This window comes from Streptomyces sp. FXJ1.172 (genome assembly GCF_001636945.3).
Taxonomy (GTDB): domain Bacteria; phylum Actinomycetota; class Actinomycetes; order Streptomycetales; family Streptomycetaceae; genus Streptomyces.
In genome coordinates, this window is the sequence record NZ_CP119134.1 from 121989 (window position 1) to 137090 (window position 15102).

Annotated in this window: 12 protein-coding genes and 3 pseudogenes; 2 read left to right on the top strand and 13 right to left on the bottom strand. The window is 69.6% G+C overall.

Features of this window, described 5'->3' with window-relative positions:
- Window positions 1-31: 31 nt before the first annotated feature.
- The 3 genes from A6P39_RS42495 to A6P39_RS42505 all read right to left on the bottom strand — a co-directional run bounded on the left by A6P39_RS42495 (window position 32) and on the right by A6P39_RS42505 (window position 6980).
- Complete coding sequence (locus A6P39_RS42495) at window positions 32-877, bottom strand: sulfurtransferase (protein WP_275884293.1); 846 nt, start codon at window positions 875-877, stop codon at window positions 32-34.
- Between the two features lie 218 nt (window positions 878-1095).
- Window positions 1096-2625 carry an alpha/beta fold hydrolase gene (locus A6P39_RS42500; RefSeq protein ID WP_275884294.1) on the bottom strand — a complete coding sequence of 510 codons (1530 nt, stop codon included), beginning with the start codon at window positions 2623-2625 and terminating at the stop codon, window positions 1096-1098.
- 293 nt (window positions 2626-2918) lie between these two features.
- Window positions 2919-6980: a ricin-type beta-trefoil lectin domain protein gene (locus A6P39_RS42505; RefSeq protein ID WP_275884295.1), complete on the bottom strand. Its 4062-nt coding sequence runs from the start codon at window positions 6978-6980 to the stop codon at window positions 2919-2921.
- 315 nt (window positions 6981-7295) lie between these two features.
- Here A6P39_RS42505 and A6P39_RS42510 point away from each other — a divergent pair, with 315 nt between their 5' ends.
- On the top strand, window positions 7296-8306 hold the full coding sequence (locus A6P39_RS42510) for an alpha/beta fold hydrolase (RefSeq protein ID WP_443053121.1): 1011 nt from the start codon (window positions 7296-7298) through the stop codon (window positions 8304-8306).
- A gap of 52 nt (window positions 8307-8358) precedes the next feature.
- Here A6P39_RS42510 and A6P39_RS42515 read toward each other — a convergent pair whose 3' ends face one another.
- The 10 genes and pseudogenes from A6P39_RS42515 to A6P39_RS42560 form a co-directional block, all read right to left on the bottom strand.
- Entirely contained in the window at window positions 8359-9225 is an 867-nt protein-coding gene (locus tag A6P39_RS42515) for a L,D-transpeptidase family protein (protein ID WP_275884297.1), read from the bottom strand.
- Window positions 9226-9487: 262 nt separating this feature from the next.
- Complete coding sequence (locus A6P39_RS42520; protein WP_275884298.1) at window positions 9488-10111, bottom strand: TetR/AcrR family transcriptional regulator; 624 nt, start codon at window positions 10109-10111, stop codon at window positions 9488-9490.
- Between the two features lie 230 nt (window positions 10112-10341).
- Entirely contained in the window at window positions 10342-10731 is a 390-nt protein-coding gene (locus tag A6P39_RS42525) for a hypothetical protein (protein WP_275884299.1), read from the bottom strand.
- A 126-nt stretch (window positions 10732-10857) separates the two neighbouring features.
- Window positions 10858-11067: pseudogene (locus A6P39_RS42530) on the bottom strand (PepSY domain-containing protein); the annotation flags it as partial.
- A gap of 155 nt (window positions 11068-11222) precedes the next feature.
- Window positions 11223-11336: pseudogene (locus A6P39_RS42535) on the bottom strand (HoxN/HupN/NixA family nickel/cobalt transporter); the annotation flags it as partial.
- Between the two features lie 132 nt (window positions 11337-11468).
- A complete protein-coding gene (locus A6P39_RS42540; RefSeq protein WP_275884300.1) occupies window positions 11469-11852 on the bottom strand; it encodes a hypothetical protein in 384 nt (127 codons plus the stop codon).
- 240 nt (window positions 11853-12092) lie between these two features.
- Window positions 12093-12587: pseudogene (locus tag A6P39_RS42545) on the bottom strand (NUDIX domain-containing protein); the annotation flags it as partial.
- 538 nt (window positions 12588-13125) lie between these two features.
- A complete protein-coding gene (locus tag A6P39_RS42550; RefSeq protein WP_275884301.1) occupies window positions 13126-13518 on the bottom strand; it encodes a hypothetical protein in 393 nt (130 codons plus the stop codon).
- 26 nt (window positions 13519-13544) lie between these two features.
- Complete coding sequence (locus A6P39_RS42555) at window positions 13545-14168, bottom strand: IS4 family transposase (protein ID WP_275884302.1); 624 nt, start codon at window positions 14166-14168, stop codon at window positions 13545-13547.
- Entirely contained in the window at window positions 14114-14434 is a 321-nt protein-coding gene (locus A6P39_RS42560) for a hypothetical protein (protein WP_275884303.1), read from the bottom strand. Before A6P39_RS42560 ends, A6P39_RS42555 begins: the two co-directional genes overlap by 55 nt.
- Window positions 14435-14794: 360 nt before the next feature.
- On the opposite strand from A6P39_RS42560, the gene A6P39_RS42565 reads away from it, so the two are divergent.
- Window positions 14795-15085 (top strand): hypothetical protein, encoded by a 291-nt coding sequence (locus tag A6P39_RS42565; protein WP_275884304.1) that lies wholly within the window; start codon window positions 14795-14797, stop codon window positions 15083-15085.
- Window positions 15086-15102: the final 17 nt, after the last annotated feature.

Genomic DNA, 15102 nt, shown 5'->3' on the forward strand with positions numbered 1-15102 from the left:
AGAAAAATGGCCACACACGTGTGCGTAAGGACTACTTGTCGGCGCCGAGTTCGATCGGGACGCCGACGAGGGAGCCGTACTCGGTCCAGGAGCCGTCGTAGTTCTTGACGTTGCGGACACCGAGCAGCTCGTGCAGCACGAACCAGGTCAGGGCCGAGCGCTCACCGATGCGGCAGTAGGCGATCGTGTCCTTGGCGAGGTCCACGCTCTCCTCGGCGTAGAGGGCCTTCAGGTCCTCGTCCGACTTGAACGTGCCGTCGTCGTTGGCGTTCTTGGACCACGGGATGTTCTTGGCGCTCGGGACGTGGCCCGGGCGCTGCGACTGCTCCTGCGGCAGGTGGGCCGGGGCGAGCAGCTTGCCGGAGAACTCGTCGGGCGAGCGCACGTCGACCAGGTTCTGCGAGCCGATCGCGGCGACGACGTCGTCACGGAAGGCACGGATCGAGGTGTCCTGGGCCTTGGCCTTGTAGTCCGTCTTGGCGCGCTCGGGGACCTCGTCGCCGGGGACCAGCTCGCGGGCGTCCAGCTCCCACTTCTTGCGGCCGCCGTCGAGGAGCTTGACGTTCTCGTGGCCGTACAGCTTGAAGTACCAGTAGGCGTAGGACGCGAACCAGTTGTTGTTGCCGCCGTAGAGGATCACCGTGTGGTTGTTGGCGATGCCCTTCTCCGACAGGAGCTTCTCGAAGCCGGCCTGGTCGATGAAGTCACGGCGCACCGGGTCCTGGAGGTCCTTGGTCCAGTCGATGCGGGTCGCGTTGCGGATGTGGTTCTTCTCGTAGGCGGACGTGTCCTCGTCCACCTCCACCAGGGCGATGGTGGTGTCGTCCAGGTGCTCCTGGACCCAGTCGGCGTCCACGAGGACGTCGCTGCGGCTCATGCTCTTTCTCCTCCGGGGCAGTCGCGGCGCGGCGTAGGGGCCTGCCGACGAGTTTCGGGCTCTCCCACTCGGGCGTTCACCCAGGTAACGCGCGGTCCCCACCCGCTGGTTCACCTTGCGGGCTTCCCGCCGCGGACAGCCGGCACAGACCGCTCGCCGCGACCGTGAGGCTCGACGTCGGCTACCACCTGCACGTCGTCGACCAGGAGTCCGGGCTCTCAGTGCCCCGGCACTCCGGGGCAGGTGCCCTCGAAGAGGCGTCCGGTGCTGAAGAACTCGACGGCCCTGCTGCCGCAGGGCGTCTGGAGCAGCGAGCCGTGTACGCCGTCCTCGACGGTGAGCAGTGCACCGCCGACGCGTCGCCGCATCTTGCGCGCCCAGGGGTAGGGGGTCGTGGTTTCGTAGCGGTGCCCCACGAACTGCACCGTGCTGGTGCCCCGCCGCAGGTGCCACGGCTGTGCGGGCAGGGGCCAGCCCGCACACCAGGACTCGTACCCGGCCAGTGAGTTGAACAGGGGGGAGGACGCGACGCGCCGCTGTTCCTGACGCCACAGGGTGTGCTCGTCGGGATCCGCCCCCTGGTCGTTGCAGAGCACCGAGATCTGCGGCAGCAGACCGCTGTCGACGGAGTCCACGAGGCCCGTGTGCCGCGAGGCCCGCTCTCCCCCTTCCTCGTCGCCCAGCAGCGGCGGGACGCCGCCGTGGCGCAGTGCCACGACGCTGGTCGCCATGTCCGGCCAGCGCCCGCGCGGGTACCCCATGATCGTCCGCAGCGCGCCGACGCCGAACGTCACCGAGCGGCCGTCGGGCAGGGTGAGGGTGCGCGGGTGGCGGTCCAGTTGCCGGGCGAGCCCGAGCACGGTGCCGGTTACCGCGGGCGCGGTCCTGCCCAGGTGGTACCGGCGGTTCCGGGTGGCGACCCAGCGGGCGAAGCGCGCGAAGTCCGCCTCGGCGGCGGCGACCGGGCCGTCGTTCATGGCCTTCAGGCTGAAGTCGGGGGGCATGACGGAGTCCAGCAGCATGCGGTCGACGTGACGGTCGTAGAGGCTGCGGTAGACCACGCCGAGGGCGGTGCCCCACGAGATCCCGTAGAAGCCGATCTTCTCCTCGCCGAGCGCCACCCGGATACGGTCCATGTCCCTGGCCATGACGGTCGTCGACAGACCGGCGATGTACGCGGGGTCGTATCCGGCGCAGCGCTTGTTGTACCGGGCGTTCTGCCGGTACTCCTGGGCGAACTGCACGCGGGCGGAGGCCTTCGGGTCCGGGGCGGGGCCGTCCTCGGGAGACGGGTCGCACCTCTTGCCGCCGCTGAATCCGATCCCGCGCGGGTCGAACCCGATCAGGTCGTGGTCCGTTCCGATTCCGGCGACGGACGTCCGGCTGAGGAATCCCGGCATCTCCAGCCCGGAGTTCCCCGGTCCGCCGGGGTTGATCAGGACGACCCCCCGGCGCCTCGCGGGGGAGGTGGCCTTGAGCCGGCTGATCATGAGTCGGATTGTCCGGCCCTGGGGACGGGCGTAGTCCACAGGGACGCTGACAGTGGCGCACTCGGTGCGTTTGTCCCCGGGGTCCCATCCGTGGACCAGGGTCCGGCAGGGTGTCCAGGACAGGTGTGAGTGCTCCGTGGCGGCGGCCGTCGGCGCCGCGTGGTCCGGCCGGGCGAGTGCGGGCTGGGCGCCGGACGCCACCGCCAGGACAGAGACGAGTGCCAGCAGGGTATGGACCGGCTTTCCGGTGCTGATCATGGCCGTGGGTGCCGTCCTTCGTCTCATCGCCTTGTCGCCCTGTCGTCTTCTCGCCGGGTTCGGAGGGTGACTTCATGATTCCGGCGGATGCCGTCCCTGCGGATCGGCCGAAAGTCGGGACAACGGGTCGGCGCGGACGCCGAGTGTCGTCCTTTCGGTGGGTGAAGGGCCGTCTCGTGGACTCCTGTTGGCTGCCGATGACCTGTGTTGGCCGGCGCCCCCAGGTCGGGAAAGCGCGGGGTGCCCGCCCCCTTCCCGGGGACGGGCACCTTTTGGTCCGACGGCAGGAGCCGTCAGGCCCGCTTGGCGGAGGCGGACGTCGCCGTCGGCAGGGTCCACTTCTGCTGGTCGGAGCCGCCGCAGGTCCAGATCTGCAGCTTGGTGCCGTTGGCGGAGCTGGCGCCGGTGGCGTCCAGGCAGCGGCCGGACAGGGTGTTGACGAGGCCGCTGTTGGCGCCCGTCGTCCACTTCTGGCCGTTGCTCCCGTTGCACACCTGGAGGGTCACCGCGGTGCCGCTGGCGGTGCCGTTGTTCGCGACCCCGATACAGTCGCCGAGGATCTGCACGCTGCCGTCGGCCGCGACGGACCAGTCCTGCGAGACACCCGTGCCACAGGTGTTCAGCTGCACGGCGGTGGCGGCGGCGTTGCTGGAACCCGACCCGGCGAGGTCGGCGCACTTGCCGCCGATGCCGGTGACGTGGCCCGTCGGTACCGCGGCGGGCAACTGCCAGCGCTGGTTGTCGGAGACCGCGCAGGCCCAGATCTGCAACGGGGTGCCGTTGGCGGAGCTGGGGCCGGTGGCGTCGAGGCAGGTGCCCGACTTCTTGGAGACCAGGCCGCGGTTGGCGGCCCACGTCCACTGCTGGTCGGTGGAGGAGCCGTCGCAGGACGCCAGGACGACACGGGTACCGTTCGCGGTGGCGCCGTCCTTCAGAGCCATGCACATCCCCAGCACGCCGACCGTGCCGTCGGTGGCGACCGCCCACTTCTGGGAGGCTCCCGTACCGCAGGTGTTCAGCTGGACCTGGGTGCCCGCCGCGCTGGTGGAACCCGACCCGGCGAGGTCGGCGCACTTGCCGCCGTAGCCGGAGATCCGGCCGGTCGGCCCCTGAACGGGCAGCTGCCACACCTTGCCCGGCGTCGACGGCCCGCAGGTCCACACCCAGAGGATCGCGCCCGCCGCGGAGGACGTGTCCTTCACGTCCAGGCACTTGCCGGACAGGGCGTTGACGAGGGCGCCGTCGGCGCCCGCGTGCCACTGCTGCGCGGCGGAGCCGTCACAGATCTCCAGGACCATCTGGGTGCCGTTGTCGGCCGTACCGCCGCCGGAGGGGGTCATGCACCGCGAGTCGAACAGGCGCAGCGTGCCGTCCGAGGCGACCTTCCACTGCTGGGAGCCGGCGGAGGAGCAGGTGTTCAGCACCAGCTGTGTGCCCGGCGCCTGGCCGCCGCTGTCGCTGTCGGCGCACATGCCCGCGATGCCGGTGAGGTGTCCCTGCGGACCGGCCGGAGTGACGGGCAGGTCGAACTTCTGCCCGGCGGTGGTCGTGTCGCAGGCGGCGGTGACCAGGGCCGTGCCGGGTTCGGTCGCCGAGCCCTCGACCACGGCGCACAGGCCGGACGCCTGGTTGACCAGGGTGCGGTCGGAACCGGCCTGCCACTGCTGGGCGGTGGAGCCGTCGCAGGCCGCCAGGACCAGGGGAGTGCCGGCGGAGGTGTTCTTGCCGACGGGCATCGCACACCTGCCCTGCACCCACAGGGATCCGTCCCGGCCCGCGATCCACTGCTGCGCGGTACCGCCGTCACACGTGTCGGTCTGTACCGCCGTGCCTCCCGCGAGGCCGGGGGCGTGGCCGACGCAGGTGCCGCCGACCGCGGTGAGGGCTCCGACCGGGCCGGCCGGGGCGGGCGAGGCGGGGAAGTCGAGCCCGATCTCGGTCTTGCCCAGGTGCCGGGGCAGTGCGGCCTGCTCGCCACTGATCTTCTGGAACGGCAGCGAGGTGACCGGGGCGGACTGACGCTCGATCAGGTAGTCGTGCCCGGCCTTGGCGGGGAGGGTGAACTGCGCGGCGGTGGAGAACGCCACGACTGTCGACCCGTCCGCCGCGTCCACGACACCGACCGACTGGCCGGGCCACGGGTTGCGGGTGACGAAGGAGGCGGTGGAGCCGGCCTCCAGCGCCACGGTGACCGGGGCGCCGCCCCGCGTCTGCACGTCCACCTTCGCGTTGTCGTGGATCGACACCGTGCCGTCCACGTCCCAGTCCGCCGGGACGGCGGGGGCGATGCGCAGCACGTCGTCGTAGTCCTGCACGAGCGCCTCGTTCACCGCGGCGGTGATCACGCCGCCCACCTCGCTGTACGGCTCCCGGCCCGTCTGTACGTTGTTGTTGCTGGCCAGGCCGGAGGGGTACAACTGGTTGGTGACGTTGGCCAGCAGGGCGTTCTTGACGGCGTCCGCCTTGCCCAGACGGGCCGCCTGGAGCGCGTCGAAGCTCCAGTCGGCGTCGTTCGGCCAGCGCCGGTTGTCGTAGGTCCGCGCGGCGAGGTCGTGCAGCGAGCCGGAGTCACCGATCAGGCCGTAGGGCCACACGGGCTCCAGGTCGAGGTTCTCGGAGTTGTGTGTCGTGGCGGCCGGCTCGGCCGACAGGGCGATGACGTCGTTGCCCGCGCCGTCCGCGGCCGGGGTGAGTACCTGGGTGTGCGTCGCGGCGTCCGTGCGCGGCAGCGGCGGCAGCTGCGCCTGCGCGGCCGTGAGCTGTGCCGCGAGGTCCGGGTCCGTGCCGAGCGCCTTCGCCGCGGAGGCGACCACCGGGAACAGCGCCTGCATCGCCGCGACGTCCGTGACGGGGTCGCTCACGTTCCACTGGGTCTCGTGTGCGTTCGCCTTGGTGTGCAGCAGGCCGTCGCCACCGGTCGTGGCGTACGACAGCAGGAACTGCGCGGTGGACTTCATCAGCGGGTAGCTGTCCCGCAGGAACGACAGGTCGCCGGTGGTCCGGTACTGCTGCCACAGCGCCAGGGAGACCTCTGCGCCGGTGGAGACGGTCTGCGCGTTGTACGACGTCACGCTCGCCTCGCACGAGGCGTTGCCGGTGCCGCCGTCGAAGTAGCCGTTGCCGTTGAAGCGCATCGTCTCGGGGACGCAGGCACCGGTGTGCCCCGGCATGTGGTCCTTCGTCCAGGCCTCGATGTTCGCCAGGTTCGAGGTGTAGAGGTGGTAGAACGAGGTGTTCAGGTCAAAGACGCCCGAGGTCAGGTCGGCGGCGGCCTGCATGCGCAGGTTCCACCACCAGTAGCTCGCCGGGGACCAGTCGTGCGCGTCGCGGCTGAACGAGAACAGGTCCGCCGCACCGGCCTGGGTGCCGGGCAGGGAGCCCCGGTTGGTCGCGGCCGACTGGTACAGGAAGACCGTCCGCAGGTTCTCCACGTACGGGCCGGTGCCGTCCGCCGACTCGATCTTCATCGTCCCGGCCCGGTCCCAGAAGTCGTGCCACCAGTTCAGGTGCGCGGTCCTCAGCGCCGAGACGGACGCGGTGGCGTCACTGCCCAGGTACGACGTCGCCGTCGCGCCCGCGTCCCCGCCCGCCCAGTGCGGTGCGGCAGCGACGACCCGGAACGAGCCGTCGGCGGCGGGGTTGAAGGCGACCTGCACGGTGTCGCCGTCCGTGACCGAGGAGGTGACGTTTCGTCCGCCGGCCGTGATCCCGAGCAGGGTGCCGTAGGTGTCGCCGGTGCCGCCGGTCCCGGAGTCCTGCCAGGTCTCGGCGAGGGTGGCCACGGCGCCGGACGCGGCGGCGGAGGGCGAGCGCCCGTCCCAGAGGTCGCCGCGCACCGTCTGGGCGCTCTTCGGGTCCGCTCCGGTGACGTCCACCACGAGTTCGTCGCGGTCGGCGCGCGTGTAGATCGTCGCCGTCATGCCGCCGCCGGACTCGGTGAGCACACCGTCGTACAGGTTCAGGCGGGCGGAGAAGTCGTCGGCTTGGGTGATGGTCTTCAGGCCCGGGATGGTGACCTGGCCCGGGGATTTTCGGTCGGGGAAGGTGTCGCCGCGGTTGAGCTGGGCGGTGAAGCCGTCGGCGGCCCACACCGCCGCGCCCAGCGTCCCGTTGCCCAGCGGCATGGATTCGGCCGGCTCGGTGTTGGGCCGGCCGAGCACCACGTCGGACCGGTGGATGGCGGCGGAGCGGTCCACCTGGAAGGCGCCGTTCTGCCACGCTGTCGTCGGGTCGGTCCGGGCCGCCGCCGGTGCCTGCGTGTCGGCGGCCAGCGCGGGCGGGGTGACGAGCCCGAGGGCCAGGACGGTCACGGCGACGGCCTTGAACGCGTCCCAGCCGGGTCTGTGTCTGAGCATCGGATCCTTCGAGTCGTGTAAGGGCTCGCCGAGGCGTGCCCTGCTTCTCACACCGCGATGACGCGTCCCGGACGACGCCGGGTTCACCCGGCACACTCCGTACGACGTGCGAAACCACTCAATGCGGTGACGACACTGAGCTGACTCACCGTCATCCGTTCCGAATTCTGGCGGTCTTGACAGGAGATGCTCGCTGCGGGGATCCTCGTAACCCGTCAGAGCAGTGACTAATGTGAGTGTGCACACGTGTGTCACACACCCTGTACGAACGCGAGGACGCGACACATGCTCAGCAGGCGGAGACTGACCCAGGCCATGACGGCGACAGCGACGGCAGGAGCGTCCGGCCTTCTCGGGACGGGCACGGCGTCGGCACGCACGGGCACGTCACCAGCCCAGGCCGCGGACGGACGGACCACGCACGGTCTGGGTCCGATGCACCGCACCCGTACCGACGTACTGGACATCGCCTACCACGACATCGGGCCGGCCCACGGCAAGCCGGTGATCCTCCTGCACGGCTGGCCCTTCAGCCCCGTCGGCTCCTACGCCGAGGTGGCGCCCGCCCTCGCCCGGCGCGGGTACCGCTGCTACATCCCCTACCTGCGCGGCCACGGGGAGACCCGGTTCCTGCGTGCGGACACCTTCCGGTCGGGTGAGCAGGCGGCGCTCGGCGCGGACCTGGTCGCCTTCATGGACGCCTTGCGCGTTCCCCGGGCCCTGTTCGCCGGCTACGACTGGGGCGGGCGGGCAGGCGACGTCGCCGCGGCCCTCTGGCCGCAGCGCTGCACCGGCCTGGTCTCCGTGAACGGCTACCTCATCCAGAACCTCGCCGTCGCCCAGGAGCCGCTGGCCCCCTCGATCGAGTCCGGCTACTGGTACTTCTTCTACTTCCTCACCGAGCGCGGACGAAAAGGACTCCAGCGCAACCGGGAGGACCTGGCACGCGTCGTCTGGCACCGCAACTCGCCCCAATGGCAGTTCACCGAGGCGGAGTTCGCACAGGCGGCCCAGTTGTGGACCAACCCCGACTACGTCGACGTGGTGATCCACAGCTACCGGCACCGCCTGGCCGACGCCCCCGGCGACCCCCGCTACGCCGAACTGGAGCGCAGACTGCTGGACCAGCCGAAGATCACCGTCCCCACGGTCACCCTGGACGGACAGGCCGACGGGGTCATCCCGCCGACCGACGGAGGCGGCTACGCCGCTCACTTCACGGGCCCCTGGAAGCACCACGTCGTCCCGGGCGCCGGCCACAACCTCCCCCAGGAGCGGCCCGACGCGTTCACCGCCGCGATCCTGGAGGTCGACGCCCTGGGCTGATGGCCGAGGGGACAGCCGACGCGAGCACGGGCCAGGACGCCTCCGGAACGTCCTACCTGTCCAGCGAGGCGGCGTCTCCCATGACGACGACCGGGTGCAGTGCCGGGTCGAGGGTGCGCAGCAGTTCCTTGATGTGTTGTCCGGCGATGCTGACGCACCCGTGGGTCGGACCGCCGTGGTCGACGTGCAGCCAGATGCCGCCACCCTTGTACGCCCCGAGCGGGCGCGTCCAGTCGAGCGGTGATGTGCCCTTCTTGTGGTTGTAGTCGATGGCGATCACGTAGTCGAAGGCCCCGGCGAGGGGTTCGCCGTCGAAGCCGGTCCCGCCGACGTGGAACCCGGTGGACTGCGTGTACGGCAGATTGGAGCCGGGGTCGGGCATCCGACCGCCCGCGTCGCTGAGGGTGAACACCCCGATGGGCGAACGGAGATCACCGAGATGATGGTCGTCGGTCCACCCCTCCAGCGCGTTGTGGGCGGACCAGCGCGCGCCTGCCTGCCAGCCCTGCGAGGTGCGCCGGTACAGAACGACCTGGGAGCGGTTGGAGTTCTTGCCCTGACCGGTCACCAGGACGACCTGCCGGGTCTGGGCGGGAATCCTCGCCCGGGTGTCGGGGCCCAGACCGGGAAGCTGCTCGGGGAGTTCGGGGGCCGGGGCGTCGACGCCGTTCACCGGACGCGCTTCGCTCCGCGCGGAGTGCGAGGAGGCAGGTGTGCTGCCCGCGGTGGCCGCCACCGAGGCGTCGTGGGGCGTAGCGGCTCCGGTCGCCCCGCATCCCGTGATGGTGGCGACGACGACCAAGGCGGCGGCCGTCAACGGGACACGACCGCCCGCCCGGGCCAGAGGGGCGAGGACCTGATCGCTCGCCGAGCGGGCGCGGTGACGCCCGCGGAAAGCGCGCTTGGAGTCTGCAGCCATCCTGCCAGTGTGCCGAACACGTATGAGGAAGTTGTCAGCGCCTCACATGTGTGCAGCGTGTCTCCCGTCGTAGACGCCGGTCGACGTCCGGCGCGTCAGTGGGCGGGCCCCACGTAGGACTCCGCGAACACGGCGGCGTCGGTTGCGCTCGAACGCAGCCTGCCCGGCCGGGAGAACTGGAGACGGTTGCCCGCGACGGGCACGGTGGAGTAGGAGCGCAGCCGCTCGGTCCGCGCCTGCGCTCATGGGTGGCCGAAGCGGGTTACCGCGGCCGGAGTCCGTTCAGCAGCAGATGGACGTGTTCGTCCAGGCCGCGGATGGCCTCCTCGGCGGGGAGGGCGCCGCCGGAGACGAGGGTGGCGAGGCCGTGCAGGCTCGCGGCGGCGATCATGGTGATCCGCTCGGGGTCGCCCTGGGCGATCTCGCCGCACTCCTGCGCGTCGGCGATCATCCGTGCGAAGGAGCCGAGGGAGTGGTCGACGGCCGCGGTGAGCCGGTCGGAGCTGTCGCGGTCGTGCTTGCGGGCGAACATCAGCTCAAGCAGCTCGGGGTTCTCGACGGCGAAGCCGAGGTAGGCGCGGGCGAGCGCGGCCAGTCGCCCCTCAAGGCCGAGGCCGGGGACCTCGACGGCGAAGTCCAGGGCCCGGTTCAGCCGCTCGTAGCCGTCCAGCGCGAGGGCGTCGATCAGGGCCTGCTTGTCCTTGAAGTGTCGGCCCGGGGCGGCGTGGCTGACGCCGGCGGCACGGGCCAGTTCGCGCAGCGAGAGCGCGCCGACGCCCTGCTCGCGCAGGGTGCGCTCGGCGCTCTTGAGCAGGGCGGTGCGCAGGTCTCCGTGGTGGTAGGGGCGATGGGAGGGCGAGGAGGAGGGACGCGACATGCTCACCATGATTTCGAGATGTTGTCGATGCCTGCATTCAGGGCGTGGCCACTCACAGGTGGAACGTGAACGACCTCCCCGCCCCCCCCGACCTCAGCGGCCGCACGGCTGTGATCACCGGCGCCAACAGCTGCCTCGGCCTCGTCACTCAGCGCCACTGGCGGGCATCGGTACTGTGCCACCCGAAAGGCCATCGGCCCTCAAGAGCGGTGTCGTGCTGCTGGGGAGGCAGAAGTCGGCTACTGCCAGCGCACGTAGTAAGGGTTGGTAGTGGTGCCTTCGGCCCCCCACTTGCTGCCCGGCGTGTCGGCGTTGAAGCCTCCCGGACCGGGCAGAACGGTGACGATGTCGAAGTGTGCCTTGCTGACGTTGTAGAAGCCGCCGATGGTGTAGGGCCCCGTGCCGACGATGTCGAAGGTCTGGCAGCTGCCAGGAGTGACTATGAAGGAATGGAGGCCGGTGGACCAGGTGATGTCCGCGACGTAATTACCCTGGGCACACAGCTGGACGCGGTGATTGCTGATGGCTGCCGAGGCCGGCGCGCTCGCGGCGATGACGGCGGCACCGGCGGCAAGGGCAGTGCCCACCGTGGCCGTGAAGCGTCGGCTCAGTTTCTGTCTGATGCGCATGATCTTCCGTTACTCCTTCATGAGACAGCACAGCTTTGGTACTTGAGCAACGGAACCTTGCCGGGTCTGGTTCATCGGCTGACTGAGCATTCAGTGGGCCGGGGCCCCGGAATCAGGCATCGACCGGCGCAGCGGCAGGGCGCCGGTGGAGCCGTACTGCTCCAGCGCGCCGCGCACCGTGCCGGTGTACGGGTCCACGAACACGGCGAGCGTGTGGTCGGCGGCCACGCCCTTGACGCCGGACAGCAGCACGCGGATGGTCGCATCGGGCTCCGGTGACGGCCGCACGGCGGAGATGGTGCCCTCGGGGTGGGCCTTGCGGGCGGCGGCCGCCTGCTGGACGGCATCGCCTGACCGACCGCCGCAGGGCAACGCGAAGGCGGCCCGCATGGGCGACGATCGATGAGAACTGGTCGGCGCTCATCTGGATCTGCTGGCCGAAGTCGTCGGTCAGGACGGCCAGCCACTTCGAGCAGGATTGACCGGGCGGATCAGCCGGCGTCCGCGGTGAGGGCGCGCCAGCGCTCCTCGACCTTGGCCAGGCGCCAGTAGGCGATGGCCACGGCCCAGACGACCACGAACAGGCAGACGATGACGTAGCCGAGAACGACCGGCCACCAGACCCCCTTCCACCCCCATTTCCCGAGCCGAGCCCGCCTCCGGCTGCGAGGAGACGGCGGTTGCGCTCATCAAGGAGGGCCGCTTCTCCGGCGGGACGTGACGGTGGGCGTCCTTGGTTACAGGCCGCAGGAACCGCGGTCCAGGTGGAAGTAGCGTGCGTTGGCCCAGCGGCACAGCCGGATACCGACGGTGACGCCGACGATGGTGACCAGGGCGGGCAGGTATCCGCTGGTGGCCTGGACGCCCTGGTGATCTCCGGGGCGGACGCGGAAGCGCTGGCCGCCACCGACATCGCGGTCGCCATCCCCGACGCACCCGGCGCCGAGGCGTCCTGGTCGGCGGACCTGGTCTGCCCGGACGGCTTGCAGGACGCCTGGCGCATCCTGCGTGCGGTACCCGCTGCCCGCGCAGTCTCCGCACGCAGCGTCCGGCTGGCGCTGGCGGGATCCGCTGCCGGAACGTTGCTTGCCCTCGTTGGTCCGAAGCGCGGCGTTTTCCATGCCCTGACCCCCGTGTACGCCGCGAGCTTGCTCGCTCTGCTGGGGGCCGCTACGACCGCACACCGCACCACTCGGTCCGCGCCGCCAGTAGGCCCGTAGATCGGGGTCTCACCGCGGCACATGAATTCGTAGACCCATAGGCCCACGGGCTTTACGCTGGGCGGGAGCCGTCTCGGTGGACTCCCCCGTGCCACCGAGACGGCCTTTGTGCTTCAAGGCCAGCCTCGCTGCCGGCTCCTCCCACCCGTCCAGCGACACCTGAGGATCACTAGTGAGATACCGGTGGAGGGCGCTCGCGGTGGTGTCCACAAACGCCTCTGGGACGGCCTCGGCATCGACCCAGCAGACCTGAGCGTGCTTGCGAGGTTCGCGGTTTTCGGGTTCGCCGGTCCACTCATTGGCGGCGAAGACAACAGTGAGGAAGCCATTGGGCGCCTCGACGCCCCAGGCGTCGTGGACGATGTGGGCGACCTTCAGGGCCTCCGGCTTCACGGTCAGGCCGGTTTCCTCGTACAGCTCGCGCACCGCGGTCTCGGTAATCGGCTCACCGGGCTCGCTCTTACCGACAGGCAGGTCCCACATGCCCTGGGCGAACTTGGCGTTCTGGCTGCGTTGGAGGAGGACGACGCGGTTGGTGGCCTTGTCGTGGACGATGACGGCGGCGACCAGCAGTGTCATGGATTCGAGGGCGGGTGGGAGGGCTTTGGGCTGGTCGTCGGTGTTCGGCTGAGCCACGGTTGGTGTCCCTTCGTCGGCCGGTTGGTGGGCAGCTTAGGCCAGTGCTTCGCGTGCGCGACGGGCCAGTTCGGCCGCCCCGGGCACCCTGCGGCACTGGTAGACGGCGGGGGTCGAGCGAAGCGAGCTGATCGCGGCGTCATGATGTGGACTGACGTTCGGGTGGCGCGGGCATCGGAAAGATTGCGGCATGGCAACGGGACCTGGCTCTAGCGTGAGGGCTCTCTACTTCCTCAACACGCCGAAACCGAGGTCCCGTTGATGCGCGTCAGTACATCCGAGTCCGTGGAGTCGGGCAAGTCGGCTGGTCACGGCTGTGACTGCATAGCGCATCGGGCGGGGAACGCGGCCGACGGCACGTGGCGGGAGCGCGCATACTCCTCGGACCTGAACCGGCGGCAGTGGCGCATCGTTCGGAAGCTGATCCCGGTGCCGGCCTGGTTACGGGGCGGGGCGGGCGGCCGGAGGGCTATTGCCACCGGATCATGATCGACGCGGTCCTGTACTTGGTGAACAACGGTCAATGCCGTTGCTTGAGCTACTGAAGTATCGCGGGCGTGAGGGTGATGACCTTTTCCGGAACCCGTCGTGTACCTCGCCTGACCTGGTCTTTCTTGCGCACGATGTACTGCGAGACCGGATGGCGTGTGTAGCGGTCTGCTGCGCGTAGTCGCCGGAGACCGTTGTCGAGCTTGCGCACGACTTTCGTGGCCATCCGCTTCATGAACTGACGCAGACGGCGGGTTGATTGGCCTGCCTGGAGGACGACGCTGCGTCGTGTGTGTTTGAGGACCTTGACGAACGAGATCCGGTCGGGGGCCAGGCCCTCGCCGTCGGCCAGTCGCATGATGATCCGGTTCAGACAGTGATGGAGGGTCAGGTGAGCCCAGATCTCCTGCTGTACCAGTTCCGGCGACGCCGACCGCAGCACCTCGGTCTTTCCCCGCTGAAAGGTCTTCAGCTGCGGTAGGCGGATTCGACCTCCCAGCGTTCGTGATACAGGGCCGCCAGCTCCTCAGCGGGCCAGGGCTCCGGATCGAGCAGGTCGGTCAGTAGCCTGGTCGTCTCGCCGTCATCGACCTGGTAGTCGATGACCCTGACAGTCACCCCGCCCGGATGGGACCGACGCTGCCCGGCGAGATTCATCCGGGTCAGATAGGTCCCGTCAGGCAAGACCTCCATGGGCTTTGCGGCGACGAAGGTGCGGGCTCTGATCAGTAAGTGTGCTCCGGCCTGCGTATATGCCTTCCACAGTGCGACACCAGGGAAGGCCCGATCCATGATTACCAGCATGCCGGCGGCACTGCCGGCCATCTCTGTCGCCAGGGCGGGCTCGCCACCACCACCCTTGAAGCTGCCTATTCGCGCGTCGATCGTCGCATGCGTACCGGTCTCGGTCAGCGTCACCACCCTGGCCTGTGGGAACCCGATGGGCCGACCGGCACTGTCCACCTGTCCACCAAAGGCGGTACGTGTCGTGTCGTTCTCCGGGACGTCCAGCAAGAACCCGTCGACCGCGGCAACTCTCATCCCGCGCCAGAACGCGGCCTCAAGAGTGGGCGGAGCGATCGCCCCGGCCACTCGGCGGAACACTCCCTCCAACGGCGCGGCCCCAAGCTGCACTCGGCCTGGTCCACAGCGGTGTCCACCACCTCACCGGCCCGCTCGCGCACCACCGCATCAGCCTGGGCCGCGACCTCCCGCGCGGCCTGCAGCCGCAACAGTCGCCCCTGAGCCTCCTCCAGCTCTCCTCGAGCCGCCTCGACGACCTGCTCAGCAGCCTGCACCGCCAGCTCAGCCTCGGCCAGCCATTCATCGACGACCTTGTCCCGGGTCAGGTGCGACACGAACTGATCCCCCCAGTCGACAACACGAACGCCACTCACCATTGGCCGCCCCACCGGCCCCGAGCAAGACGATCAAGAGACCACTTCAAAACCATCGGATTCGCGAAGGGTTCTTAGTGAGTTCTTTCGTTGCCCTGCGTCCGCAGCATCGGGCGGTCAGGAGCCGTCGTACACCCAGGCTCGGCCGGTTAACTACAGGAACTTCTTCCCCTCTGGCACCTCTGGTTCTGGAGGGGATCTTCATGTTCCTGGAAGGTATCCGAGGGTTTGCAAGGCATATCAGTTACGTCTGGCACGTCGACGACCGTCTACCGCGCGGAGAGAGCCATCTCGCCTGCAGACGGGTCCGTCTCCTGGGTCGTGATCGACGACAGCACCTATGAGCTCCACCGTGAGGCTTCGGCCTACCTCGACTCGCTCCGCGCGCGACACTTGTCGTGGAATACCGAACGCGTCTACGCAGGCCGGTCGGCTCTGTACCTCACGTCCTGCGCGGCCCACGGTGTGGACTGGTCCCGACGGCTCCAGCAGGTTCGGCAGGACAACACTCAGCTCAGCCGGCGCCTGGAGGAAGCCGAAGACGACCTCGCGGCGGCCCGCACCAGCCTCCGCCGCATGATCCTGGACAAAAGCCGTACCAGCGACCGTTGACGCCGAGTCCTATCAAC

What these genes read in the sequence shown, in the direction of transcription:
- A6P39_RS42495 (WP_275884293.1), bottom strand. Translation starts at nt 877, where the DNA reads ATGAGCCGCAGCGACGTCCTCGTGGACGCCGACTGGGTCCAGGAGCAC.
- A6P39_RS42500 (WP_275884294.1), bottom strand. Translation starts at nt 2,625, where the DNA reads ATGATCAGCACCGGAAAGCCGGTCCATACCCTGCTGGCACTCGTCTCT.
- A6P39_RS42505 (WP_275884295.1), bottom strand. Translation starts at nt 6,980, where the DNA reads ATGCTCAGACACAGACCCGGCTGGGACGCGTTCAAGGCCGTCGCCGTG.
- A6P39_RS42510 (WP_443053121.1), top strand. Translation starts at nt 7,296, where the DNA reads ATGACGGCGACAGCGACGGCAGGAGCGTCCGGCCTTCTCGGGACGGGC.
- A6P39_RS42515 (WP_275884297.1), bottom strand. Translation starts at nt 9,225, where the DNA reads ATGGCTGCAGACTCCAAGCGCGCTTTCCGCGGGCGTCACCGCGCCCGC.
- A6P39_RS42520 (WP_275884298.1), bottom strand. Translation starts at nt 10,111, where the DNA reads ATGGTGAGCATGTCGCGTCCCTCCTCCTCGCCCTCCCATCGCCCCTAC.
- A6P39_RS42525 (WP_275884299.1), bottom strand. Translation starts at nt 10,731, where the DNA reads ATGCGCATCAGACAGAAACTGAGCCGACGCTTCACGGCCACGGTGGGC.
- A6P39_RS42540 (WP_275884300.1), bottom strand. Translation starts at nt 11,852, where the DNA reads ATGGAAAACGCCGCGCTTCGGACCAACGAGGGCAAGCAACGTTCCGGC.